At 51.8% G+C, this 22,399-nt stretch carries 25 protein-coding genes; 16 read left to right on the forward strand and 9 right to left on the reverse strand.

The window, feature by feature from the left end:
- The coding region (locus ON072_RS16640; protein ID WP_274626107.1) for a hypothetical protein at window positions 1-192 on the reverse strand (192 nt) is incomplete at its 3' end.
- A gap of 58 nt (window positions 193-250) precedes the next feature.
- On the opposite strand from ON072_RS16640, the gene ON072_RS16645 reads away from it, so the two are divergent.
- From ON072_RS16645 to ON072_RS16715, 15 genes are all read left to right on the forward strand, one after another.
- Window positions 251-706, forward strand: coding sequence for a hypothetical protein (locus ON072_RS16645; protein WP_025011330.1), 456 nt, complete (start codon window positions 251-253; stop codon window positions 704-706).
- 421 nt (window positions 707-1,127) lie between these two features.
- Complete coding sequence (locus ON072_RS16650) at window positions 1,128-2,612, forward strand: NAD(P)H-hydrate dehydratase (protein WP_261752625.1); 1,485 nt, start codon at window positions 1,128-1,130, stop codon at window positions 2,610-2,612.
- Between the two features lie 38 nt (window positions 2,613-2,650).
- Window positions 2,651-3,133: a tRNA (adenosine(37)-N6)-threonylcarbamoyltransferase complex ATPase subunit type 1 TsaE gene (gene tsaE / locus ON072_RS16655; protein ID WP_028779694.1), complete on the forward strand. Its 483-nt coding sequence runs from the start codon at window positions 2,651-2,653 to the stop codon at window positions 3,131-3,133.
- The gene (locus ON072_RS16660; RefSeq protein WP_028779695.1) at window positions 3,120-4,445 is read left to right on the forward strand and encodes an N-acetylmuramoyl-L-alanine amidase; all 1,326 of its coding nucleotides are present in this window, start codon (window positions 3,120-3,122) and stop codon (window positions 4,443-4,445) included. Before tsaE ends, ON072_RS16660 begins: the two co-directional genes overlap by 14 nt.
- A 7-nt stretch (window positions 4,446-4,452) precedes the next feature.
- Entirely contained in the window at window positions 4,453-6,315 is a 1,863-nt protein-coding gene (gene mutL / locus ON072_RS16665; RefSeq protein WP_261752624.1) for a DNA mismatch repair endonuclease MutL, read from the forward strand.
- Complete coding sequence (miaA, locus tag ON072_RS16670) at window positions 6,308-7,234, forward strand: tRNA (adenosine(37)-N6)-dimethylallyltransferase MiaA (protein ID WP_083390388.1); 927 nt, start codon at window positions 6,308-6,310, stop codon at window positions 7,232-7,234. Before mutL ends, miaA begins: the two co-directional genes overlap by 8 nt.
- A gap of 87 nt (window positions 7,235-7,321) precedes the next feature.
- Entirely contained in the window at window positions 7,322-7,597 is a 276-nt protein-coding gene (hfq, locus tag ON072_RS16675) for an RNA chaperone Hfq (protein WP_025011327.1), read from the forward strand.
- 20 nt (window positions 7,598-7,617) lie between these two features.
- Entirely contained in the window at window positions 7,618-8,925 is a 1,308-nt protein-coding gene (gene hflX, locus ON072_RS16680; RefSeq protein WP_028779698.1) for a ribosome rescue GTPase HflX, read from the forward strand.
- Between the two features lie 35 nt (window positions 8,926-8,960).
- Complete coding sequence (gene hflK, locus ON072_RS16685) at window positions 8,961-10,100, forward strand: FtsH protease activity modulator HflK (RefSeq protein ID WP_261752623.1); 1,140 nt, start codon at window positions 8,961-8,963, stop codon at window positions 10,098-10,100.
- 3 nt (window positions 10,101-10,103) lie between these two features.
- Window positions 10,104-11,027 carry a protease modulator HflC gene (hflC, locus tag ON072_RS16690; RefSeq protein WP_025011325.1) on the forward strand — a complete coding sequence of 308 codons (924 nt, stop codon included), beginning with the start codon at window positions 10,104-10,106 and terminating at the stop codon, window positions 11,025-11,027.
- Between the two features lie 378 nt (window positions 11,028-11,405).
- A complete protein-coding gene (gene petA, locus ON072_RS16695) occupies window positions 11,406-11,996 on the forward strand; it encodes a ubiquinol-cytochrome c reductase iron-sulfur subunit (protein WP_025011324.1) in 591 nt (196 codons plus the stop codon).
- The gene (locus tag ON072_RS16700; protein WP_025011323.1) at window positions 11,996-13,213 is read left to right on the forward strand and encodes a cytochrome b; all 1,218 of its coding nucleotides are present in this window, start codon (window positions 11,996-11,998) and stop codon (window positions 13,211-13,213) included. The genes petA and ON072_RS16700 overlap by 1 nt, the downstream gene beginning before the upstream one ends.
- Complete coding sequence (locus tag ON072_RS16705) at window positions 13,210-13,944, forward strand: cytochrome c1 (RefSeq protein WP_107005505.1); 735 nt, start codon at window positions 13,210-13,212, stop codon at window positions 13,942-13,944. Before ON072_RS16700 ends, ON072_RS16705 begins: the two co-directional genes overlap by 4 nt.
- Window positions 13,945-14,039: 95 nt before the next feature.
- Complete coding sequence (gene sspA, locus ON072_RS16710; protein WP_025011321.1) at window positions 14,040-14,669, forward strand: stringent starvation protein SspA; 630 nt, start codon at window positions 14,040-14,042, stop codon at window positions 14,667-14,669.
- Window positions 14,669-15,121, forward strand: coding sequence for a ClpXP protease specificity-enhancing factor (locus ON072_RS16715; protein ID WP_025011320.1), 453 nt, complete (start codon window positions 14,669-14,671; stop codon window positions 15,119-15,121). The genes sspA and ON072_RS16715 overlap by 1 nt, the downstream gene beginning before the upstream one ends.
- A 44-nt stretch (window positions 15,122-15,165) precedes the next feature.
- On the opposite strand, the gene ON072_RS16720 is transcribed toward ON072_RS16715, so the two are convergent.
- The 8 genes from ON072_RS16720 to ON072_RS16755 form a co-directional block, all read right to left on the reverse strand.
- A complete protein-coding gene (locus tag ON072_RS16720; RefSeq protein ID WP_144221256.1) occupies window positions 15,166-16,296 on the reverse strand; it encodes a GGDEF domain-containing protein in 1,131 nt (376 codons plus the stop codon).
- Window positions 16,297-16,418: 122 nt separating this feature from the next.
- Entirely contained in the window at window positions 16,419-17,057 is a 639-nt protein-coding gene (locus ON072_RS16725) for an NAD(P)H-binding protein (RefSeq protein ID WP_261752622.1), read from the reverse strand.
- Window positions 17,058-17,115: 58 nt separating this feature from the next.
- Entirely contained in the window at window positions 17,116-18,207 is a 1,092-nt protein-coding gene (locus tag ON072_RS16730) for an alpha/beta hydrolase (RefSeq protein ID WP_025011317.1), read from the reverse strand.
- Between the two features lie 7 nt (window positions 18,208-18,214).
- On the reverse strand, window positions 18,215-18,874 hold the full coding sequence (locus ON072_RS16735) for a carboxymuconolactone decarboxylase family protein (RefSeq protein ID WP_071239094.1): 660 nt from the start codon (window positions 18,872-18,874) through the stop codon (window positions 18,215-18,217).
- 101 nt (window positions 18,875-18,975) lie between these two features.
- A complete protein-coding gene (locus ON072_RS16740; RefSeq protein WP_101059276.1) occupies window positions 18,976-19,479 on the reverse strand; it encodes a (R)-mandelonitrile lyase in 504 nt (167 codons plus the stop codon).
- 4 nt (window positions 19,480-19,483) lie between these two features.
- A complete protein-coding gene (locus tag ON072_RS16745; protein WP_261752621.1) occupies window positions 19,484-19,879 on the reverse strand; it encodes a cyclophilin-like fold protein in 396 nt (131 codons plus the stop codon).
- A 140-nt stretch (window positions 19,880-20,019) separates the two neighbouring features.
- On the reverse strand, window positions 20,020-20,568 hold the full coding sequence (locus ON072_RS16750) for a hypothetical protein (RefSeq protein WP_261752620.1): 549 nt from the start codon (window positions 20,566-20,568) through the stop codon (window positions 20,020-20,022).
- 11 nt (window positions 20,569-20,579) lie between these two features.
- Window positions 20,580-21,239 (reverse strand): MFS transporter, encoded by a 660-nt coding sequence (locus ON072_RS16755; RefSeq protein ID WP_261752619.1) that lies wholly within the window; start codon window positions 21,237-21,239, stop codon window positions 20,580-20,582.
- A gap of 232 nt (window positions 21,240-21,471) precedes the next feature.
- Here ON072_RS16755 and ON072_RS16760 point away from each other — a divergent pair, with 232 nt between their 5' ends.
- Window positions 21,472-22,371, forward strand: a complete 900-nt coding sequence (locus ON072_RS16760) for a LysR family transcriptional regulator (RefSeq protein ID WP_025011314.1) — start codon at window positions 21,472-21,474, stop codon at window positions 22,369-22,371.
- Window positions 22,372-22,399 lie beyond the last annotated feature (28 nt).

Consider the following 22,399-nt stretch of genomic DNA (forward strand, 5'->3'; position numbering starts at 1 on the left):
CGGTACCTTGCCAAGGTACAGGTCATCGGTTCGAACCCGATATGTCGCTCCAATCTTTATTTCCCCTTCAAAATTCTTAAAAAGTGCTTTTCGTGATCTGCCGCAGGTTTCTTGCGTTTTGTCTAATGTAGCGACATTTGTAAGCACTGATTTATGACCTTGTTCAAATATTCCCACCTTTTTTACTTCCATAATGTCTCCATACCGAATTGAATTATGCCGTTGACGGCAGAAGAATGGAGATAGGCTGATGCGTATTCAACAGTTACGTGAACTCCTTGAATTTATAGCGAAATGTCGTCTTGATATGGCTCAGCTCTATCATAGATTACACACTCAGGCCGACTCATCCAGGGTCAAACTAATGCTGGAATATTTTGAACAGCATCAGAAACATATTGCTGAAACTCTCGAAGACTATATCGATGATGCGCCAAACAAGATCCTCGATACCTGGTACAAAGACATTGTTTTTGAAGACTTTGGCAAGCGCTGCCGCGATACCATGCTGGCGGCCAATATGACAGAAGATGATGTGCTGAATCTGCATCTGGATCTGGAAAACCGCTTGATTGCCTTACTGGAAAAAACTGCCGGTTCGTCGGCTTCGGCCGAGGTAAAAGGGGCTTTGGAGGATTTGGTGCGGGTCGAGAAGATCCAGCAGCAACGACTGGTGCACAGTACCATACGTATGGACGATATTTAACGTCTCCCAGACTTGGCGGATCTGCTTGGGTCTGCCGTTAGTTCTGCCCGGCCCAGACCGGGCTTTTTCATTTTTATCAACTTGTTCTGATTCAAGTCATAAATACTCATTGACTTTACTGCTAGTGTGTTATCAATCATCACAGTCTTTATGCTGATTTTTTATCGGTAGTGTCAACGCCCGAAAGATGCCAACGGCGACCAATAAGGCGCAGAGAGCCAGGAGCCAGAACCAGGGAATTGCCCCGTTAAAGGGTAGTCCCAGCAGTAATACGCAGAGTATTAAAATAAGCAGTGTCAGCAGTATCATCCCTGTGCTTCCTTCCGGCATCCTTTGCCACAGCATAAGTTTAGTGAACGAGTGGATTTTTTCGAGTTAACAAGTCATCAGTATCTGTCAGTCAGGAGATAGGAGAATCGATATGGCCCAGGATTTGTCAGATATGCCCCGTCAGCTGTATAGCGCCAAAGCCGTGCGCCAGGCCGAATTGGACTGGGTGGCAGCCGGACAGGGCAGCCTCTATGAGTTGGTCGAGCGGGCAGGGAAAGCAGCCTTTGAGTTATTGGCGGCCAAGCTGACTCAAGGCAGCCGGGTACTGGTCATTGCCGGGCAGGGAAACAACGGCGCCGATGCTTTGGTTTGTTTGCGCTGGTTATTGAACTCGGGTTTCAACGCCAGCCTGTTTATCTTTCCCGCCAGTCAGCCCAGCACCGAGTGGCAGCAAGCCTGGGATAAGTTGCAGCAATCCGCGCCGAAGGTGGCTCAGGTATCAGAGATAACCGCAGCCGAATATGATTGGATAGTGGACGGCCTGTTGGGAACCGGCCTCAAGGGCGATGTCCGGCCGGAAGCCGCCGTCATGATAGCCCGGATAAACGCTGCGCGGGCCAAGGTGCTGAGTCTGGATTTGCCTTCCGGCATAGATGCCGATACCGGCGCAGCTCTAGGGGCGTCAGTCGAAGCCGAGCAGACACTCTGCTTTGCGGCCCTTAAGCAAGGGCTGCTGACCGGCAGGGCCAGGCACTGCTGCGGCGAACTGCATTTTGTTGACTTGGGGCTGAGTGACTTCCTGCCACCATCGGATGTGGTCAGAGTCGGCGCTGAGTACCTCAAGGGGCTTTTCGATGCCCGCCCCAGGGACAGCCACAAGGGCAAATCGGGTAAGGTCACCGTCATAGGCGGCGATTATGGCATGGGGGGGGCAGTCAGGTTGGCGGGCGAAGCCTGTCTCAGGGCCGGCGCCGGTTTGGTTACTGTGGTGAGCCGGCCGGAGCATCAGCTCACGGTCAATGCCAACAGGCCGGAACTGATGTTCTGGGGCTGTGAATTGGTGGATATGGAGGTTTATTTGCGCCTTGGCTGGGCACAGGTACTGGTGTTGGGGCCAGGGCTTGGCCGCGCCGACTGGGGATACAATCTGTTCAAGGCGGTCAGCCTGAGTGATAAGCCCTGCGTGCTGGATGCCGATGCGCTCAATCTCTTGAGCCAGGAAAAACGCTCCCAGGACAATCGGGTTCTGACCCCTCATCCGGGGGAAGCCGCCAGGTTGCTGGCAACGGATACTGCTGATGTCGAAGCCGACAGGTTTGCAACGGTTAGAAAGCTGCAGGCTCAATATGGTGGTGTGGTACTGCTCAAGGGCGCGGGTACTCTCATTTATGATGGTAAACAGCTGTTTGTTGCCCCTGTGGGGAATCCCGGGCTCGCCAGCGGTGGGTGCGGCGATGTGTTATCTGGTATAATCGGCGCGCTGATGGCTCAGGGGCTGGACAACACCCGCGCGACTGTGGCAGGCGTGATAGTTCACGGCGGCGCTGCTGACCTTGCTGCCCGTGACGGGGAGAGAGGCATGCTCGCCAGCGATCTTATGCCCTGGATCCGCCATCTGGTAAACACTGACTTGTAAGCTTAATGGGCCAATGTAAGGCGTGGATCCTCACTTAAATGACTATCGAACACAGCTTGACTCTGCAATTGGCAGATGAGACTCAAACTGTCGCCTTCGGGCGGCAATTGGCGGCCTTGATCAGTGCGCCGCTGACCATTTATCTGACCGGAGAACTTGGTGCCGGTAAAACAACTTTCAGTCGTGGCTTAATTCAAGCCTTGGGTCATCAAGGTGCGGTTAAGAGTCCGACCTATACACTCGTGGAACCTTATGAGCTTGAAGGAATCGAAGTATATCATTTCGACCTTTATCGACTCAGCGACCCTGAAGAACTGGAGTTTATGGGGATCCGGGATTACTTCAACGAGCGCAGCCTTTGCATTATTGAATGGCCGGAACAGGGAATGGGGTGCTTGCCCGCTGCCGATATACATCTGCATATCAAGTATGCTAATACTGGTCGCGAAGTCTCTCTTCAAGCCGGTTCCGACAAGGGTAAGGTGCTATTAAGAAAAATAACAAACAATGGTAAAGACTAATAACATCTTATTTAAACTGACTTTTTTTGTTATCTGTTGGGTAATGGCGGCGCCAACTTGGGCAGCCAATAAACTCGACGGTGTGCGTATTTGGGCGGCGCCCGAGTCTACCCGGGTGGTATTTGACTTAAGCCAGGCGCCTGATTACAGCTATTTCACACTGAGCAACCCTGACAGACTTGTGGTGGATCTGAAAAAGAGCACCAATGGCGTCAAACTGGAAAAAGTTGAAAACAACAGCCCCTTGGTCAAAAGGGTGCGTTTGAGCCAGCCGCCGGAGAAAGGCACCTTGCGGGTGGTCATAGATCTCAAGCGGGCCGCTAAGGCTAATCTGTTCTCCCTGCCGCCAACTGCACCATACGGCAACCGTTTGGTGGTGGATCTCGATGACAAGAGCACTTCGGCCAAAGCCAGGGTAACCCCGACAGCCACTGAAGCGGTGCGGGATGTGATTATTGCCATCGATGCCGGTCATGGCGGTGATGACCCAGGCTCTATCGGGCCTTCCGGTTTGTACGAGAAAAAGGTATCACTGGCGATTGCCAAGCGAGTCGAGCAGAAAATCAACGCGACTCCCGGACTTAAAGCCGTGATGATTCGCACCGGTGACTACTTTGTTAACCTGAACCGTCGCTCGGAACTGGCGCGACAGAGTAAGGCCGATCTGCTGATCTCAATCCACGCCGATGCCTTTACTTCACCTCAGCCCAGAGGCGCCTCTGTATGGGTGCTCTCCATGCGCAGAGCCAATACCGAGATCGGCCGCTGGCTGGAGCAGAAAGAGAAACATTCAGAGCTGCTCGGCGGTGCCGGTGAGATTATTCAAAATACCGATAATGAACAGTATCTGGCGATGACCTTGCTGGATATGTCGATGGATAGATCCATGGCGATGAGTCACACAGTGGCCAGCGACATACTTTCTGGTTTGGGTAAGGTGACCAAACTGCACAAGCACAAGCCCGAGTCGGCGAGTTTGGCGGTGCTCAAGTCGCCGGATATCCCGTCCATTCTGGTGGAGACTGGTTTTATCTCCAACCCTCAGGAAGAGAAGTTGCTCAGTAATGCCAACCATCAGGACAAGCTGGCCAAGGCGATTCATAAAGGCGTGCTCAAGTATTTTGAAGCCAATCCGCCGGCCGGTACCATGCTGGCCAAACAGGGCGTGATTAAACACAAGGTTGTCAGAGGTGAATCTCTGTCGGTAATCGCCAATCGTTATGAGGTGTCGGTGGCCGATATCAAGAAAGCCAATAACCTGAAATCGGATGTAGTGCGTATAGGTCAGCAACTGGTTATCCCCAGAGCCTGAGGAAGAAATGGCAATTCAGATATTACCCCCACAACTGGCCAACCAGATTGCGGCGGGCGAAGTGGTAGAGAGGCCGGCCTCCGTCGTGAAGGAGCTGGTGGAAAACAGCCTGGATGCCGGTGCAACCCGAGTCGATATTGAAATCGATAAGGGCGGCGCCAAGCTTATTCGAATTCAGGACAATGGCGGCGGTATCGCCAAGGAGGAACTGGCACTGGCGCTGTCCCGTCACGCCACTTCCAAGGTGCATACACTGGACGATCTTGAAGCCATTCTCAGCTTTGGCTTTCGAGGCGAGGCGCTGGCCAGTATCAGTTCGGTGTCCCGCCTGACCCTGACATCTCGCACGGCCGAACAATCCGAGGCCTGGCTTGCTTACGCCGAAGGCGCGGATATGGGGGTCAAGATACTGCCTGCGGCTCATCCAGTGGGTACCAGTATTGAAGTGGTCGATCTCTTCTTCAATACCCCGGCGCGCAGACGTTTCCTCAAGAGTGACAAGACAGAATTCACCCATATCGATGAGTGGCTGAAAAGGATTGCGCTGGCCAGGCCGGAAATTCACCTGACTTTGAAACACAATGGCAAACAGGTGCGCAACTATCGTCCGGCAGAGAATGAAGCCCAATATCTGCAGCGTCTGGCTCAGGTTTGTGGTCGTCCGTTTGCCGAGCAGGCGTTGAAGGTGGAATGTCAGCATGACGACATGCGCCTCAGTGGCTACCTGCAGTCACCCTGGCAAGTTGAGCCTTGTGATACTCACTATTTTTATGTCAATGGCCGCCTGGTCAGAGACCGTTTGGTGAACCATGCGGTCAGGCAGGCCTTTGCCGGTTTGGCCGAGTTGGAACAACCCGGCTATGTGCTGATGCTGGAGCTGGATCCACACCAGGTAGATGTCAATGTGCACCCGGCCAAGCATGAGGTGCGTTTTCATCAGGCCAGATATGTGCACGATTATATTCTGCAGGCCTTGAGCTCTGCCCTGCAGCAAGCGCAGCAACTGCCGGTCGATGACGTTAATCCGCATTTAAGCCAAACAGATTATGCTGCGGCCATTGATGCGCGTTCAGACGCCGCTGGCACAAGCTTCACCCAAGGTGGGACGACAGATAGCAGCCGTGCCGAGCCGAGTTTTCGCGAGCCCGACTCAGGCGGCGGCAGCGCTGGATATCAAAGCCAATATAGCGACAGCGCCCCTTTAGGCGGTAAGGCATCGGGTTCATATTCTGGGGGCAATCCCCGTCAGGGAGCCGCTGCCCCGTCCAAGTCGGCAATCAGCAGTTATGGCGCCTTATTGTCGACGCCTGGCGTGGTCAATGAAGCAAGCCCAGAAGCTAAGATGACCGTCATGCCACCTCTGTTGGATGGCGAGCATTGGGTGTTGGTTGAAGATGAGCAAATTAAACTGCTCAAGGTGAAAGCTGCTGCCAAGCGATTGAGATATATTGAGATTATCGCTCGCCTCCCTACCGGGTTGACCGGTCAGCCCCTGTTGATGCCGGTTGCTGTGGATGCCGACCCTGAATGGCCGGTATTACTGGGTGAAAGGGCTACTCTGCTGAGGCAGCTAGGGCTGGATCTCAGTATTCGTCATTCGCAGTTGATAATCAAAAAAGTGCCCCCATATCTGAGGGACACGCAGCTGGCGAGTTTGATCCCTGAGCTGCTGCAATGGCTCAGATTTGAGCAGCCCCAGGAAGCGGCCTTGGCTAATTGGCTGGCGCAGAGCAGCTTAAGTAGCTTTGTTTCGGCACCATTGATATGGCAGGGGATCTCTGCATTGGACGAGCAAGCTCGACAAGAAATTTTACAGCTGGCCAAGGTATTGCCCTGGCAGCAATGGTTGGAAGAAGAAGGCAGTGAGTAAGGCGAAACAGCCAAGAGTGCTGACATTGATGGGGCCCACTGCCTCAGGAAAAACAGCGTTGGCGCTGGAACTCGCCGAACATCACAACTGCGAGATCATCTCGGTAGATTCGGCACTTATCTATCGGGAAATGGATATAGGCACGGCTAAGCCCAGCGCGGAAGAGCTGGCTCGCGGGCCGCACAGGCTGATAGATATCCGCGATCCCAGCGAAAGTTATTCAGCTGCCGATTTTCGCAGCGATTGTCTGCGGGAGATTGAGCAGATAATCAGCATGGGAAAAACCCCGCTTTTGGTGGGTGGTACCATGTTGTATTTTAAAGCATTATTGGAAGGCTTATCGCCACTTCCCAGTGCCGATGAGGGGATAAGGGCTCAGATACAGCAGGAAGCCGAGCAGCAAGGCTGGCAAATGCTGCATCAGGAGTTGGCGCGGATTGACCCGGTTTCGGCCGCACGCATTCATCCCAATGACCCACAGCGACTGGCTCGGGCACTGGAGGTATATCGTATCAGCGGTAAGAGTTTAACTGAGCTGACTCAATCCAAATCTCCTGAGCTTCCCTATGATGTGGTGCAGTTTGCCATTGCGCCACAGGAGCGAAAGACGCTGCATGGGCTGATTGAGACAAGATTTATGCAGATGCTGCAGGCCGGATTCACCGACGAAGTGGCCAAGCTGAAGCAAAGGGGCGATCTGCACCTGGATATGCCCTCTATGCGCTGTGTTGGATATCGTCAGTGTTGGCAATATCTGGAGGGTGAATTTGACCATGATACTATGGTCGAAAAAGCCGTCGCTGCTACTAGGCAATTGGCAAAGCGTCAATTAACATGGTTGCGAGGATGGCCAGAGTTGAATTGGCTGGAGAGCGGGGCGCAAGGGAATATAGTTCAGCTTATACGCCACTGCCGCTAGCTTAATAGCCCTTGCTGTATAATACTCAAACCGAACAAGAAAGCTTTTTGTTAGATTTTATATAAATTAAAAAAAGGAAATAAAAACATGGCTAAGGGGCAATCTTTACAAGACCCATTTCTGAACGCACTACGCCGTGAGCGCGTTCCTGTTTCCATCTACCTGGTCAACGGTATCAAGTTGCAGGGACAGGTGGAATCTTTTGACCAGTTCGTTATCTTGCTGAAAAACACGGTTAGCCAGATGGTATATAAGCATGCCATTTCAACTGTTGTGCCTTCTCGTCCATTCAATGTGAGCAATCACCAGGGCGGCGGCCAGCAGGGCTATAACTCGCAGCATGATGATAGCAGCGAACAGTAATAAGTTAAGGAGTTCACTTCTTGTTTGATCGCTATGAGGCGGGAGAAACTGCAGTACTTGTTCATATCGACTTTTCCGACGAAGACAGTCGGGAAGACCTTCTCGAATTGCAACTCTTGGTCGATTCGGCTGGAGCACGTTCGGTAGGGGTGATAACAGGAAGCCGCCGGGCACCTGACCGCAAGTTTTTCTTGGGGACGGGAAAGGCGGAAGAACTGGCAGCTTTGGTAGCTGCGACCGAGGCAAATGTGGTGATCTTCAACCACGCATTGAGTCCTGCACAGGAAAGAAATCTTGAAATCCTGTGTCAATGCCGGGTGTTGGACAGAACCACGCTTATCCTCGATATCTTTGCTCAGCGGGCCCGTACCCATGAGGGTAAGTTGCAGGTGGAGCTAGCGCAGTTGCGCCACATGTCGACTCGCCTGGTACGGGGCTGGACTCACCTTGAACGTCAAAAGGGCGGGATAGGTTTGCGCGGCCCCGGGGAAACCCAGCTGGAAACTGACCGGCGATTGCTGCGGGGGCGGATCAAGTCCATCAATCGTCGTTTGGAAAAAGTGGACAAACAGCGGGAACAAAGTCGCCGGGCCAGACAGCGAAGCGACTTGGCTACTGTGTCACTGGTCGGTTATACCAACGCCGGAAAGTCCACTCTATTCAACGCTTTGACAACATCGGAGGTCTATGCCGCCGATCAGTTGTTTGCGACCCTGGATCCGACGCTGCGTAAGCTAGAGTTGGACAACGGCGCCGTATTTTTAGCCGATACTGTGGGGTTTATTCGTCATTTGCCCCATGAGTTGGTGGCGGCGTTCAAGGCGACATTACAGGAAACTCGCCAGGCTGACCTCCTGCTGCACGTGGTGGACTGCGCCGACGACAATATGAATGACAACTTTGAGCAGGTGCAAGAAGTGCTCAAAGAGATTGAGGCCGATGAAATTCCGCAGCTTCTGGTCTGCAACAAGATAGATCTGCTGGAAGAGATAGGCCCAAAAATAGATTTCGACCCCGAAGGCCGGCCATACAGAGTATGGATTTCGGCCCAAAAAGGGTTGGGACTGGACCTTCTCAAGCAGGCGGTGGATCAACTGACCGCTGCCACTATAGTTGAGCTTAGTTTGAGAATACCGGCAATGGCCGGACATTATCTTGGCCAGTTTTATCGACTGGATGCGATACAGCAGAAAGAGTATGACGACCTGGGGAACTGTATCTTGTCTATTCGTTTACCACAGCCGGACTGGCATCGGCTGGTTAAACAGAGTCAAGGTGAGTTGGAAACCTTTATCCTCGAACCCGAGATTGATAAAGTAGTTTGTTAATAATCTCGTTTATTCATCCACTTATGGAGAGTTAAATGGCTTGGAACGAGCCCGGTAACAAGGGTAATGATCCTTGGGGAAACAAAGGTGGCAACGACAAGGGGCCACCGGATCTGGACGATGTATTTCGCAATCTGACCAAACGCTTTGGCGGCAAGGGCAACGGTGGTTCTGGCTTCAGCATGGGGACTCTGGCCATAGTTGCAGGTATTGCCCTGGCAGTATGGGGTTTTTCCGGTTTCTACACTATCAAGGAAGCGGAGCAGGGTGTCGTGCTGCGTTTCGGTGAACATGTCGGCGAAGTTGGTCCCGGCCTGCACTGGAAAGCTACTTTTGTCGATTCGGTTTTACCGGTAGATGTCTCAACGGTTCGCTCTATTCCTGCTTCCGGCAGCATGCTGACAGCCGATGAAAACATGGTCGTGGTTGAACTCGATGTGCAGTACAAGGTGAAAGATGCCTACCAGTATCTGTTCAGTGCCGTTGATGCCAACTCGAGCCTGCGTGAAGCTACCGACAGTGCGCTGCGTTATGTCATAGGTCATTCAAAAATGAATGACATTTTGACCACAGGGCGTGCCAAGGTTCGTGACGACACCCGCGCCGAGATTGAACGTATTATCGCGCCTTACAACCTGGGACTGCAGATTGAAGACGTTAACTTCCTGCCGGCCAGACCGCCTGAAGAGGTGAAAGATGCCTTCGATGACGCGATTTCAGCGCAGGAAGATGAGCACACTTATATCCGTCAGGCCGAAGCTTATCAGCTGGAAATTGAGCCCAAGGCTCGTGGTCAGGTGGAACGTATCAAGCAGGACGCCCGTGCATACAAAGAACGTGTTATCCAGGATGCTGAAGGCGCAGTGGCCAAGTTCAACAAGCTGTTGCCCGAGTATAAGCAGGCCCCTGAAGTGACTCGCGATCGCCTCTATATCGATGCGATGCAGCAAGTGTTCAGTGATACCAATAAGGTACTGATAGATGCCAAAAATAATGGCAATTTGATGTATCTGCCGTTGGATAAGCTGATGTCTCAGGAAGGCAAGCCTAAACCCAAAACTGAACAGGAACCTGAGCAGCAAGTGGATGTCGTCAGTAGTCAAAGAAACACTAACAGCAGCAGTTTCAACGGACGCATGTCCCGCGAAGAGCGCATGCGTCAGGGAAGGGAGTAAACCATGAGCAGATTCGTACTCATTATTATTGCCCTGCTGGCGGTCGTTGGTGTGTCTTCGCTGATGGTCGTCAACGAAGGGGAGCGCGCTATTGTTTCCCGCTTTGGTGAAGTGTTGAAAGACAAGGTCGACGGTAAAATGGTGCCCCGAGTCTATGGCCCGGGTCTCAACGTTAAGATCCCGTTGATCGACAAAGTCCGCTATATGGATGCCCGTATCCAGACTCTGGATGGCGCCGCCGACCGCTTTGTGACCTCTGAGAAGAAAGACCTAATGGTCGACTCTTATGTCAAATGGCGGATCAAAGACTTTGAAAAGTACTATCTGGCTACAGATGGTGGCAACAAGTCCAAGGCCGAGTCACTGTTGCAGCGTAAGATTAACAGTGACCTGCGTACCGAGTTCGGTAAGCTGACCATTAAACAGATTGTTTCCGGTACCAGTGAAGGCAGCACAAGCTTGTCTGAGAGCAGCAGTCGTGATGACCTGATGCGTATTACCCTGGAAAATGCTGCCAAGAGTGCTGAAGGTCTGGGTATAGAAGTGGTCGATGTCAGGGTGAAGCAGATCAATCTGCCATCCAACGTTAGCCACAGTATCTTCCAGCGGATGCGTGCCGAGCGTCAGGCGGTAGCCAAGAAACACAGGGCAGAAGGTAAGGAAGCGGCTGAGAAAATCCGTGCACTGACCGATGCCGACGTGGTTGTGACTCTGGCCAATGCCCGTCGCGATGCAGAGAACATCCGCGGTGAAGGCGACGCCATTGCTGCCAAGATTTACGCCGATGCTTATACCAAGGATCCTGAATTCTTCAGTTTCCTGCGTAGCCTGGAGGCCTACAAGGCCAGCTTCGCCGGTAAGTCTGATGTCATGGTGTTGGAGCCGGACAGCGAATTCTTCAAATACATGAAGCAAAAAGGCAAGTAATTGCACTGCTTGAAAGACCCGGACTGGTTCCGGGTCTTTTTTTATCTTTTTCTCGGCTTGATGCGAAAGTCACAGAATTATTGGCATTAATGTGTAAAGCCAAAATATACTGTTAATAGTCAATTGGTTATGTTTTAGCTATGGTTAAATTACTCTCGAGATGCTCAGATTTTGTAGCCTAAATCTGCTGTTTTTTTAACCCTGCCTGCTAAAAAACTGTAATCTCCCTAACCAACTTGTGTCTTTTGACTATGATCTGCTTCTAATTTTTCGCTATAATGAGCCCCGCCTCAAAATTCGACTTTTCCCTTTAGTGAGAACTAAGAGGCCTAAAGTCTTGAAAAACAAAAATTCCAACACCCTCTGGGAGATAAGTGGATGAGCAATGCGCCAGTCGATACCGGACGTCGCAGATTCCTGACAGCTGCAACCGCCGTAGTGGGCGGTGCTGGTGCCGTCGCTGTAGCGGTTCCCTTTATAAAGTCATGGAATCCGAGTGCCAAAGCGAAAGCTGCAGGTGCGCCGGTAGAAGTAAATATCAGTAAGCTAGAACCAGGTCAGCTGATCCGTGTGGAATGGCGTGGCAAACCCGTATGGATTGTCCGCCGTACTGAGGAAGTTCTTAACGAGCTCCCAACCCACGATGACAGACTGCGGGACCCGGCTTCTGACGAATTACAGCAGCCTGATTACGCCCAAAATGGCGTACGTTCGATTAAGCCTGAGTACTTTATTGCCGTAGGTATTTGTACTCACCTGGGTTGTTCACCTACTTACCTGCCAGACTCTTTCTCAGAGCAGGTTGAAGGTGTGACTTCAGGTTTCTTCTGTCCATGTCACGGTTCCAAGTTCGATATGGCCGGTCGCGTCTTCCAGGGCGTACCTGCTCCACTGAACCTGGTGATTCCTCCACATCAATACATTGATGATGGTAACGTGCTCATCGGCGTAGACCAGGGAGCTGCATAATGGTTAAGAATATAATTGACTGGATCGATGCGCGTATCCCTATGACGGCAACTTATAACCGCCATGTTGGTCAGTACGCCACCCCCAAGAATTTTAACTTCTGGTATTTCTTCGGCTCTCTGGCACTGTTGGTTCTGGTAAACCAGCTGCTGACCGGTATCTGGCTGACCATGAACTATGTGCCTACCGCCGAAGGCGCATTTGCCTCCATCGAATACATCATGCGTGATGTCGAGTACGGCTGGTTGCTGCGTTACATGCACTCCACCGGGGCCTCGGCCTTCTTTGTGGTGGTTTACCTGCATATGTTCCGTGGCCTGCTCTATGGTTCTTACCAGAAGCCTCGTGAACTGCTGTGGCTGTTCGGTATGTTGATCTTCCTGGTGCTGATGGCCGAAGCCTTTATGGGTTATCTGCTGCCATGGGGCCAGATGTCCTACTGGGGCGCTCAGGTAATTATCTCACTGTTCGGTGCTATTCCGGTTATCGGTGATGACTTGACCCTGTGGATCCGCGGTGACTATGTGATCTCAGGTGCAACCCTGAACCGCTTCTTCGCTCTGCACGTTATCGCGTTGCCTCTGGTACTTGTGGTACTGGTATTCCTGCACCTGATTGCGCTGCATGAAGTGGGTTCCAACAACCCGGATGGTATCGAAATCAAGAAGAACAAAGATGAAAATGGCTGGCCTGTCGATGGCATCCCATTCCATCCTTACTTCACCGTAAAAGATATCATGGGCGTTGCCGGCTTCCTGATTGTCTTCTGTTACGTGCTGTTCTTTATGCCTGAAGGTGGTGGTTACTTCCTCGAGAAGCCTAACTTCGAAGCTGCTAACCCAATGAAGACGCCTGAGCATATCGCGCCTGTATGGTACTTCACTCCGTTCTACGCCATCTTGCGGGCCGTACCGGACAAGCTGGGTGGTGTAGTTATGATGGGTCTGGCGATTGCCGTACTCTTTGTTCTGCCATGGCTGGATCGCTGTAAGGTCAAGTCGGTTCGCTACCGCAGCATGATTCACAAGCTGAACATTGCTCAGTTTGCTGTGTCCTTTATCGTCCTGGGTTACCTGGGTGCGGTACCTGCGACACCAACACTGACCATTGTTGCCCGAATCTTTACTTTCACTTACTTCGGTTTCTTCCTGCTGTTGTTCATCTACAGCAAGAGTGAAAAGACCAAGCCAGTACCAGAAAGGGTGACATTCAAATGAAAAAGTTATTGATTGCTTTGGTTGCCTTTGTGCCTGGTATGGTGTCTGCCGCCAGCGGTCACAATGTGCACCTGGAAGATGCCAATATTGATCTGACCGATAAAGAGTCGCTGCGTCGTGGTGTGGAGCTGTTTCAAAACAACTGCGCCGGTTGTCACAGCACTCAATATCAACGTTACCAACGTGTCGCCGAAGATCTGGATATTCCTGTCGATGAGATGCGCAAGCTGATCCACACAGATGCCAAGATCGGCGAGCTGATGGAAAACTCGATTGAAACCAAAGATGCGGCCAAGTGGTTCGGTGCTGCGCCACCGGACCTGACTCTGGTAGCCCGTGTCCGCGGTGAAGATTGGGTATATTCCTACCTCAAAGGGTTCTACAAAGACCCAAGTCGTCCTTTCGGCGTGAACAACACTGTGTTCCCGTCAGTCGGTATGCCGCATGTGCTGGAAGGCCTGCAAGGCATCGCAACTCCAGTTATTGAAACTGAAGTTGTTGATGGCAAAGAAGTTACTAAGGTTAAAGGTGTGAATCCAGCTGAAGGTGGCAGTCTGTCCGCGGAAGAGTACGATCAGGTTGTTCGCGACCTTACCGGTTTTCTGGTTTACTCGGCTGAGCCGGTTAAACTGGAGCGCGAAAACCTGGGTAAATGGGTACTCGGCTTCCTGTTCATATTCTTCGTGATCGCATACCTGCTCAAGAAAGAATATTGGAAGGATGTACACTAACCCTTAGAAAGGGGTAGAATATATTATCCGCATAATGTAAACGGGGGGCATTGCCCCTCGTTTACATTTGTTTTTTTCAATTCCGGAGGGTATCAATGGCTGTTGCTGCCAATAAACGCTCTATCATGACCCTGTTCTCAGGTGCCGATGATCTCTATAGCCATCAGGTTCGCATCGTATTGGCTGAAAAAGGGGTAACTGTTGATGTGTTGCAGGTGGATCCCAATGATATGCCAGAGGATCTGCTGGAACTCAACCCTTACAACTCAGTGCCTACACTGGTAGACCGTGAACTGGTGTTGTATGAAAGCCGTATTATCATGGAGTATCTGGACGAGCGCTTCCCGCACCCGCCGCTGATGCCCGTTTACCCAGTTTCCCGTGGTCAAAGCCGTCTGATGATGCATCGCATCGATACAGACTGGTATTGTCTGGTCGACCGTATCCGTAAGGGTGACCGCGCCGATGCGGCCCGTAAAGAGTTGCAGGAAAGCCTGCTGTCTATCGCGCCTGTGTTTGCCGAAATGCCTTACTTCATGAGTGAAGAGTTCGGTTTGGCTGACTGTTATCTTGGCCCCTTGTTGTGGCGTCTGCCAGTGCTGGGTATCGAACTGGATAACCGCGCGGGTAAAGACATCAAAGCCTATATGAACCGTATTTTCGAGCGTGAGTCCTTTAAGGCCTCTCTGACCGAAGCCGAGCGCGAAATGCGCATGGGTATCTGATGAAAGATTTGACCCCAAGTCGTCCATATCTGCTTAGAGCTTACTATGAATGGCTGATGGATAATCAGCTGACCCCACATCTGGTAGTGGATGCCACAGTGCCAGATATTCAGGTACCGCTGCAGTATGTTAAGGATGGTCAAATAGTATTGAATGTCGCCGGCAGTGCTGTCGGTGGCCTGCAGCTCGGCAACGAGTTTGTCGAGTTCAATGCTCGTTTCGGTGGTGTGCCACAGCAAGTGCTGCTGCCTATGGCTTCTATTGTTGCCATCTATGCCCGTGAAAATGGTGCCGGCACAGTATTCGATATGGAAGACGCCTATCTGCTTGAAGAGGGTGAAGAATCACTGCTGAATGTGGTTGAAGAGGTTGAACAGCCACGGACTGAAGCCGAAACTGAACCTACAGCAGACAAGCCCAAACGGCGTGGCCACCTGACTTTGGTTAAATAAAGCCGGGTTGACGCTTCAGCTACAGCATTGCAAAAAGCCAGTCACTATGACTGGCTTTTTCTTTTCAGCGGCTGCAATACCGTGCCGGCCAGCTCCACTCGGTTACGACCATTTATCTTGGCCTGATACAGAGCCTTGTCAGCCTGTTTGAGTGCCTCGCTTGCACTATCTCCAGGATCGAGAGTTGCCAGGCCAACAGAAGCGGTCAGTTGTAGGTAATGGCTTTGATATTCCAGGCCTTGTTGTCTGAGGGACTCAAGGAGTTGCTCGCCTCTTTGCTGCAGGGCCTGAGTCCCGGGTTCATCCAGCCTCAGCAGCAAGGCAAACTCTTCCCCGCCTATTCTGGCCAGTCGCTCCTGAGGCTTGAGCGCTTTCTTGAGCAGCTTACTGACATGAATAAGGGCGACATCGCCGGCATCATGGCCAAAATTATCGTTTATCTTCTTGAAGAAATCCAGATCCAACAGGGCAAGTACCCAGCAGCCCGGCTGCTCTCTTTGCAGTGCGACTTGGCGCATGAATGCGCGGCGGTTGAGCAATCCGGTCAAGGTGTCTGTGTCGGCCTGATGTTGCAGTACCAGCTCGGCGCGCTCGGCATACATTTCGCTGATCAGCAGTATGGCGCAGGAGCTGATAATACATGAGCAGATCACCAAGGCCTTTAAAATGGCCAGAGTGTGTGTAGAAAGCAGGGCGATATCAGGGTGGGATGGCCAGCCGTGCAGCTCAAAGAAGCTGAACAACCCCAGATTGGCTAACATCAGGATCAGGATGGAACGCCATTCACGGATCTCAAACAGTACAACCAACATGATGGCAAACAGCAGGTAATAGCTGTGGATTTTGATACTGGTACCTTGGGCCGTCATTAAAGCTGTGGCGGCATCGGCCATCAACAGCAACATTAAACACCACCTGGCGGCAAAGAACTTTCCTTTGTAGTTGAGCAGTAACACCAGAGGCAGCAGGGCAATAAAGGGCAGCTGATTCAAGCCGGAAAGAATAAAGCCTTGGTTACCGCTGATATAAAAACCCAAAATAAACAGCAATATAGTTGTTACGGAAACCAGTACGCCCAAGTTGACCTGAATGACTTTACGCTCCCGGGTCTTGATAGCACATCTATCACACCCCAGCATCAGCAAAAAATTCAGCAACCTGGTCATATTGGGCATAGGCAAAGCACTTTTATAAGCCACTCGAAATATCAGCTTAATTCAAACCCCGTTGTTGAACCAGTCTTGGCGCCAGATAGCAGCGGATTGCCGGTGAAGTTTGGCGGAACGGCCAATGTCTTTCAGCGGTAAGCGGCAGGCATCTCCCCCTCTGTGCCACTTTGGCTTATTCCCAGATTACAGCGGCTATAAAAGTTAGGATGCTTGGCCAAAATGGCAATAAATCTACCCAAGCTGGCGCGGGAAGTTTCGGTCCCCAGAAAGCACTCGCCTTTTTGAGTAAGTTGAAACTCTTCTATCGGTTTATCGGTTAACCAGACGGGGCGCAGTATGGTGTAGTCGAGTGATGAAGCTTCGATAACATTGGCACTTCTGAGGTTAACAGGCCGGGTGAAACCCTCCATACTCTTGTCCCAGCTATTGAAGGGTTCAGGAAGTTCTTCATAGATACCGCCGGCATTGAGTGCAACGAGGCGCTGCACCTGAGCATTTTCCATGGCGTGCACCAGATTTCGGGTCTTGCGGTCCAAATCCATTCCACCCATGGTGTTTATCACCAGATCGATTCCGGGCAATGCCGAGACCAGGTCATCGACTTTGTTGGCATCCCCCTCTACCAGCCGAACTCTGTCATTGTAAAGGTGTTGCAGTCGTTCAGATCTTCGAAGAAAAAGCGTCAGTTGCACTTCCTTTATCTCCAACAAACGCGGCAAGATGGCTTGCGCCGAACGGCCATTGGCACCGATTAACAAAATGTGCATCAACAAACTCCATTAAAGATGAAGGCTGGACAGAGGAGAGCCTCTGTCCGCTTGAAAGTTATAAATACTCACCGAAGAATGCGTTCAACTTATCGAAGGGGATCCGCTCCAATTGGTCATAGAGGTCAACATGGTTGGCGTCTTCGATAATCAGCAGCTCCTTGGGAGAGGCGGCTTCAGCGAAAGCGGTTTCACTGAAATAGCGGGAATGCGCCTTCTCACCGTGGATCAACAAAATAGGCCTGGGAGAGATTTCGGCGATATGAGTCAGCAGAGGTTGATTCATAAATGACATAGGGTTGGTGATGGTCCAGGAAGCATTGGAGTTGATGGCCCTTGGGTGAAAACCACGCGAGGTCTTGTAGTAATCGGCGTATTCCTGCACAAACCGGGGTTCACCTCCCTTAAGTTCCAGAGAGATTGGGCCATAGCCGGGTGAGCCATTTTCGGCATCCAACCAGCGCTGTTGGCTCAACTGGCCCAGAATTTCTTTGCGCTGCTCATGAGTCATGCTGTCGTTGTAGCCCTTGGACATGACCCGGGACATGTCATACATGGTGCTGGTTACCACGGCCTTGATGCGTTGATCCACTGCGGCAGCGTTCAGTGCCATGCCACCCCAGCCACATATGCCGATAATGCCAATTCGTTGGCGATCCACCTGGCTTTGCAAGCCGAGAAAATCCACGGCGGCACTGAAATCTTCGGTATTGATATCCGGGGATGCGACGTTCCTGGGTTCTCCACCACTTTCACCTGTATAGGAGGGGTCAAACGCCAATGTGGCAAAGCCGTATTCGGCCATCTTTTGGGCGTATAGGCCTGATGATTGTTCTTTCACCGCGCCGAAGGGGCCACTTATTGCGATTGCGGCCAGCTTGCCCTGCCTTGCTTTTGGCAGGTAGAAGTCGGCGGCCAGGGTGATGCCGTAGCGATTTTTAAAGGTGACTTTTTGATGTTCGACCTTGTCACTCTTGCTGAAGGTCTTGTCCCAACTGTCACTGAGCTTCAATTCAGACTCGGCCAATGCCGGAGTGGGGATGGTGGTTGCAATGGTCATGGCGATACCGGCTCCTGTCATTTTCAATAGTTCACGACGCCCATTATCGAGCGTCTCAGAGGGGGATTTTGCTGTGTCTAGGTTGTTCATGCTGGTGTTACTCTTGGTTGTAGGGCTGGTGCTCCAGGTGCTGGTTCAGCGCGGTTTGCGCGCGCTCGGCGCTGGCTTGATTCACCAGTTGCTTCAAGCCGGTGATCACAGATGTGAGTTGCTCAGGTGTTAGTCCCAGATTCATGGCAATGGCTATGTGGGCCTGAAGTTGGGGTTCAGCGCCAGGCAAAACCGCCAACATGGCCAGCGTTGCGATTTCCCTGTCATGCCAGCTCAGGTTATCGCGGCTGAAAATATCACCGAATAAATGGGTCTTGAGAAACTCATCAATGGCCGGTGCAAAGTCAAACAGAGGGCCTTGGACAACGCCTCCAGCCAGTTGTGTCTGGTTGGCTGTACCCGTTGAGAGTAACGCATCACCTTTGGGGAGCGGATGACTGGGCAACTTGCCAATTTCATCTGTCACGCCGCGAGCCTTGCGTGTCTCTACTACTGACATAAGAGTTCCCAGCGCATTGAGGCTACGGGGAAAGCCGGCGTAGGCATAAACCTGTACCAGTATTTCCTTGGTATCGTTGATGGTGAGTCCGGCATCCAGTCCCTGTTCCAGGGCGGTATCCAGCTTGGCCAAGTTACCTTCGGCGGCAAAAGCCGCAATAGGTACTATCGCTTGCTGTCTTGAGGTTAAAGGCTCTGGTTCTGTCATAGTGGGTGTCCTCGATTGGAACGTATGGGGTGTTTGTCCGGCAGTCTGAAATATTGGGATGCAAAGACACAGTATCAGCGGCCAATAACTAATCCCGGGTTTCATGGGTGCTTCCCTGTCTTGTCTGCTTGATCCTGTCCCAGATACTGTTCATCGCTGACCTTTTCCAACCAACTGACATTACGGCCTTCATTGTCTTGACCCGTGACCACAAGATGTGTCATCGCAGTCTTGGGAGCTGCGCCATGCCAGTGCTTTATGCCTGCAGGACACCAGATCACATCGCCTGGCTTTATCTGTTGTCGAGGTTTGCCCCATTCCTGTGTGTAGCCTACGCCCTGAGTCACAATAATTTGTTGGCCTTTGGGATGGATATGCCAGGCTGTGCGGGTACCAGGCTCAAAGGTGACATAGGCTGCAGATGCATTGATTTCATCGGTCGCAGGAAACAGTGGGTCGATACGTGCTGCACCAGTGAAAAATTGCTCTGGCCCGGCAATTGAAGGCCGGGAACCTGCTTCTGAGATACTTTGCTTTGGCTGCGCTGCTACATTTGGCAGCGAAATAAGCAATAATGTGCAAGTGAATATGAAGTTGAGTTTCATTGCTTTACTCCTTGTTAGAGTGAGACTTGAGCTGTTTACTTTCGATAAGCCCCGATTTTTCTATGCGAATTTCCTGCTTGCCTGAAAATTTCATCAGCTCTTTGCCAGTGTCTATCCGCCCTAGCGGGATCAAGCCTTGGGCGTAGCCGTGATCACGATAGAAAATGGCCAGATTTCCCCAAGGGGCGTAATAGGTGAGGTCGCCAACCTTGGCCGAATGTCCGCTGGGGACATCCAAGGTGGAGAGCTTTTTGGGTAAGTCCGCGATTTTCTCACTGGCGCCATAGTCGCTCAGTTCAAGTTCAAGGGGTAACAAGGCAAGAAAATCCCGGCTGGCAGAGTTGTCTTCCAGGCTCGCGACCAGGGTTTTGCCGCCCAGTAACAGAGTTATGCTGTGCATGATTTTTGTCTCCTCAATCTGAGTGGGTAACTGGTCTTGAGCCAGAGACATTTGTCCTCCAAGGAAAGGCAGGACAAACATAAATGCCTTGGTTATCTTTAAACAGGCTGTATTGGTCAAAGGCTTTGTCCATGTCATCGTCAGACCCTATCCTTTTGGCTTTTCGGGGTTTCGTAGCCTTGTGTTACCCCGACCAAAGCTGTGGATAGCAACAGCAGCAGGGCGCTGATACCAAAACAGAGTTGGTGGCCACCAATGTCGAATAACACACCTCCCAAGGTAGAACCCAAGGCGATAGAGAGCTGAATGACTGCGACCATCAGGCCACCGGCTGTTTCGGCCGATTGCGGAATAGTCCGTGGCACCCAGGCCCACCAACCCACAGGGGCGGCTGTAGCGATAAGTCCCCAGAGGAGTAACAACACAATCACCGAGATCAATTGAGTGCCAAAGAACGCCAAACCGAGTGCGCTGACGGCCATCAACAAGGGCATGATTTTCAGCGTCAGATAAAATTGTCGTTTCAGAGCCCCATTGATAAGGCTGGTGCCTATGAGCCCGGCCAGGCCTATGAGCAACAGGATCAGGGATAATGGCTTTACAGCCACTTGTGTGACGCTTTCCAGAAACGGGCGAACATAAGTGAATAGGGTAAACTGCCCCATAAACAAACTGGCAATCGCCAGCATACCGGCCAGTACTACTGGAGTGCGTACAAGCCCAGTACCGCAAAAGTGCCGCGGATCCTCGCTGAACGCTCTCTAACCGGCATGGACGGCAGGCTAAGCCATTGCCAAATCAGGGTGATGACAGCTATTGGCAATAAACAGAGAAAGGCGCCACGCCAACCAAGCATTGAGCCCAGATAAGCGCCGAGAGGGGCTGCCAAAATCATCGCCAAGGCGTTCCCGCCATTGAAGATGGCCAGCGCTTTGGGGACTTGTTCACTCGGTACCAAGCGCATGGCAATAGCCGCCGACATGGACCAGAATCCACCTATGACGACACCGATCAGTGCCCGGCCCAGCAAGTAACTGGCATAGCTATCGGACAGACCTATGATGAGGCCGGAAATCCCCATCAGCCCTGTCAGTCCCAGAAGCAGTGTTTTACGGTTTACCTTACCGGCCAGTACCGGGATAAGTAAGCTGGTCACCACGGCCAATATGCCGGAAATGGCTATCCCTTGGCCGGCCATTCCTTCGGTTATCTGCAGGGATGAGGCTATAGGAGTCAACAGGCTGACCGGCATAAATTCAGACGCAATTAGGACGAAGACACATAACGACATGGCAAAGACACCACTCCAGCAGGCGGTATCTTCAGTGGTTGGAAGCGGATCTGTAACTGAATGGCTCATAGATTGAGAATTTCCCCTCAGGAGTAGCTGGCGCTGGTAGCCGTTGTTGGATGAATTTATGACCAGCAGAATAGGCCTGGACGCCTGTGGTAACAAGCGCTCTAAATTCATTGAAACTATGAATCCAATTCATTAATAACGGATGTTTTTCGGTTATATTGGCCCAGTTTTCGAAGTATTCTTGTGAATATTTGATTGATTTGGTGAGCTGAAGGCCAAGCAGGGGAATAATATGAAGCGGGAAGAATTGAGTGATTTAACTCTATTTATGGCGGTCGCTGAAGAGCGCAGTTTTACTCGCGCGGCGACCCGACTCGAGCTGTCTCAATCCGCGGTCAGCCATGCAATAAGGCGCCTGGAAGAGGGGGTTGGTATCAAATTACTCAATCGTACTTCCCGTAAAGTGTCCACCACAGATGCAGGTGAAAAATTGTTGGCGGCCCTCAAGCCCGGGCTGGGGATGATCAATGCGAGAATTGAAGAGTTGCGACTATTGGGTGATGCCCCTAGAGGGCTGGTGAGACTGGCTACCAGTAAACCTGCGCTGCGAACCCTGCTGTGGCCCAAGTTGTCACAGATAGTGCGTGACTACCCGGAAGTGCAGATTGAGCTGAATCTGGAAAGTCGCCTCACGGATTTGACCGAAGAACGTTTCGATGCCGGGGTAAGGCTGCGGGAGTTTGTCGGCCCGGACATGATTGCCGTGAAAATTGGCCCCGCTGTGCGATTGGCAGCCGTGGCCACCCCTGAATACTTCAAACGCCATGGCGTGCCAAAGCACCCCCATGACTTGGACGAGCATGCTTGCCTAGTATTGAGGTTTCATGCTCATGCACCCGTCTATGACTGGGAGTTTGAAAAAGAGGGCGAAGAGATAGTCAAACATGTATCCGGCCCCTTTATTTTCAGTGAGAGTGATGTGTGTATTGAAGCGGCCAAGGCCGGGCACGGCATTGCCTTTGTTACCGAAGCCGAAGTGACGGAAGAGATAGAGAATGGATCCCTTCGGCGGGTGTTGGCCGATTGGTGTCCGCCGTTTGAAGGATACTGCCTGTGTTATTCCGGGCGGCGTAATATCAGTTCGGCATTCAGGTTGGTTATTGACAGACTCAGGTATGAGGGTAAGGATTGAACTGGCATCAAGGAGAACCGGCCCAAGG

It is taken from the genome of Shewanella sp. K8 (assembly GCF_028823715.1).
GTDB classification, from domain to species: Bacteria; Pseudomonadota; Gammaproteobacteria; order Enterobacterales; family Shewanellaceae; genus Shewanella; species Shewanella algae.

What these genes read in the sequence shown, in the direction of transcription:
- ON072_RS16740 (WP_101059276.1), bottom strand. Translation starts at nt 19,479, where the DNA reads ATGAAACTCAACTTCATATTCACTTGCACATTATTGCTTATTTCGCTG.
- hfq (WP_025011327.1), top strand. Translation starts at nt 7,322, where the DNA reads ATGGCTAAGGGGCAATCTTTACAAGACCCATTTCTGAACGCACTACGC.
- ON072_RS16725 (WP_261752622.1), bottom strand. Translation starts at nt 17,057, where the DNA reads ATGCACATTTTGTTAATCGGTGCCAATGGCCGTTCGGCGCAAGCCATC.
- ON072_RS16715 (WP_025011320.1), top strand. Translation starts at nt 14,669, where the DNA reads ATGAAAGATTTGACCCCAAGTCGTCCATATCTGCTTAGAGCTTACTAT.
- ON072_RS16745 (WP_261752621.1), bottom strand. Translation starts at nt 19,879, where the DNA reads ATGCACAGCATAACTCTGTTACTGGGCGGCAAAACCCTGGTCGCGAGC.
- ON072_RS16705 (WP_107005505.1), top strand. Translation starts at nt 13,210, where the DNA reads ATGAAAAAGTTATTGATTGCTTTGGTTGCCTTTGTGCCTGGTATGGTG.
- ON072_RS16750 (WP_261752620.1), bottom strand. Translation starts at nt 20,568, where the DNA reads ATGCTGGCGATTGCCAGTTTGTTTATGGGGCAGTTTACCCTATTCACT.
- ON072_RS16730 (WP_025011317.1), bottom strand. Translation starts at nt 18,207, where the DNA reads ATGAACAACCTAGACACAGCAAAATCCCCCTCTGAGACGCTCGATAAT.
- tsaE (WP_028779694.1), top strand. Translation starts at nt 2,651, where the DNA reads ATGACTATCGAACACAGCTTGACTCTGCAATTGGCAGATGAGACTCAA.
- petA (WP_025011324.1), top strand. Translation starts at nt 11,406, where the DNA reads ATGAGCAATGCGCCAGTCGATACCGGACGTCGCAGATTCCTGACAGCT.
- ON072_RS16645 (WP_025011330.1), top strand. Translation starts at nt 251, where the DNA reads ATGCGTATTCAACAGTTACGTGAACTCCTTGAATTTATAGCGAAATGT.
- hflC (WP_025011325.1), top strand. Translation starts at nt 10,104, where the DNA reads ATGAGCAGATTCGTACTCATTATTATTGCCCTGCTGGCGGTCGTTGGT.
- ON072_RS16755 (WP_261752619.1), bottom strand. Translation starts at nt 21,239, where the DNA reads ATGAGCCATTCAGTTACAGATCCGCTTCCAACCACTGAAGATACCGCC.
- ON072_RS16660 (WP_028779695.1), top strand. Translation starts at nt 3,120, where the DNA reads ATGGTAAAGACTAATAACATCTTATTTAAACTGACTTTTTTTGTTATC.
- ON072_RS16650 (WP_261752625.1), top strand. Translation starts at nt 1,128, where the DNA reads ATGGCCCAGGATTTGTCAGATATGCCCCGTCAGCTGTATAGCGCCAAA.
- mutL (WP_261752624.1), top strand. Translation starts at nt 4,453, where the DNA reads ATGGCAATTCAGATATTACCCCCACAACTGGCCAACCAGATTGCGGCG.
- ON072_RS16700 (WP_025011323.1), top strand. Translation starts at nt 11,996, where the DNA reads ATGGTTAAGAATATAATTGACTGGATCGATGCGCGTATCCCTATGACG.
- ON072_RS16720 (WP_144221256.1), bottom strand. Translation starts at nt 16,296, where the DNA reads ATGCCCAATATGACCAGGTTGCTGAATTTTTTGCTGATGCTGGGGTGT.
- sspA (WP_025011321.1), top strand. Translation starts at nt 14,040, where the DNA reads ATGGCTGTTGCTGCCAATAAACGCTCTATCATGACCCTGTTCTCAGGT.
- ON072_RS16760 (WP_025011314.1), top strand. Translation starts at nt 21,472, where the DNA reads ATGAAGCGGGAAGAATTGAGTGATTTAACTCTATTTATGGCGGTCGCT.
- hflK (WP_261752623.1), top strand. Translation starts at nt 8,961, where the DNA reads ATGGCTTGGAACGAGCCCGGTAACAAGGGTAATGATCCTTGGGGAAAC.
- ON072_RS16735 (WP_071239094.1), bottom strand. Translation starts at nt 18,874, where the DNA reads ATGACAGAACCAGAGCCTTTAACCTCAAGACAGCAAGCGATAGTACCT.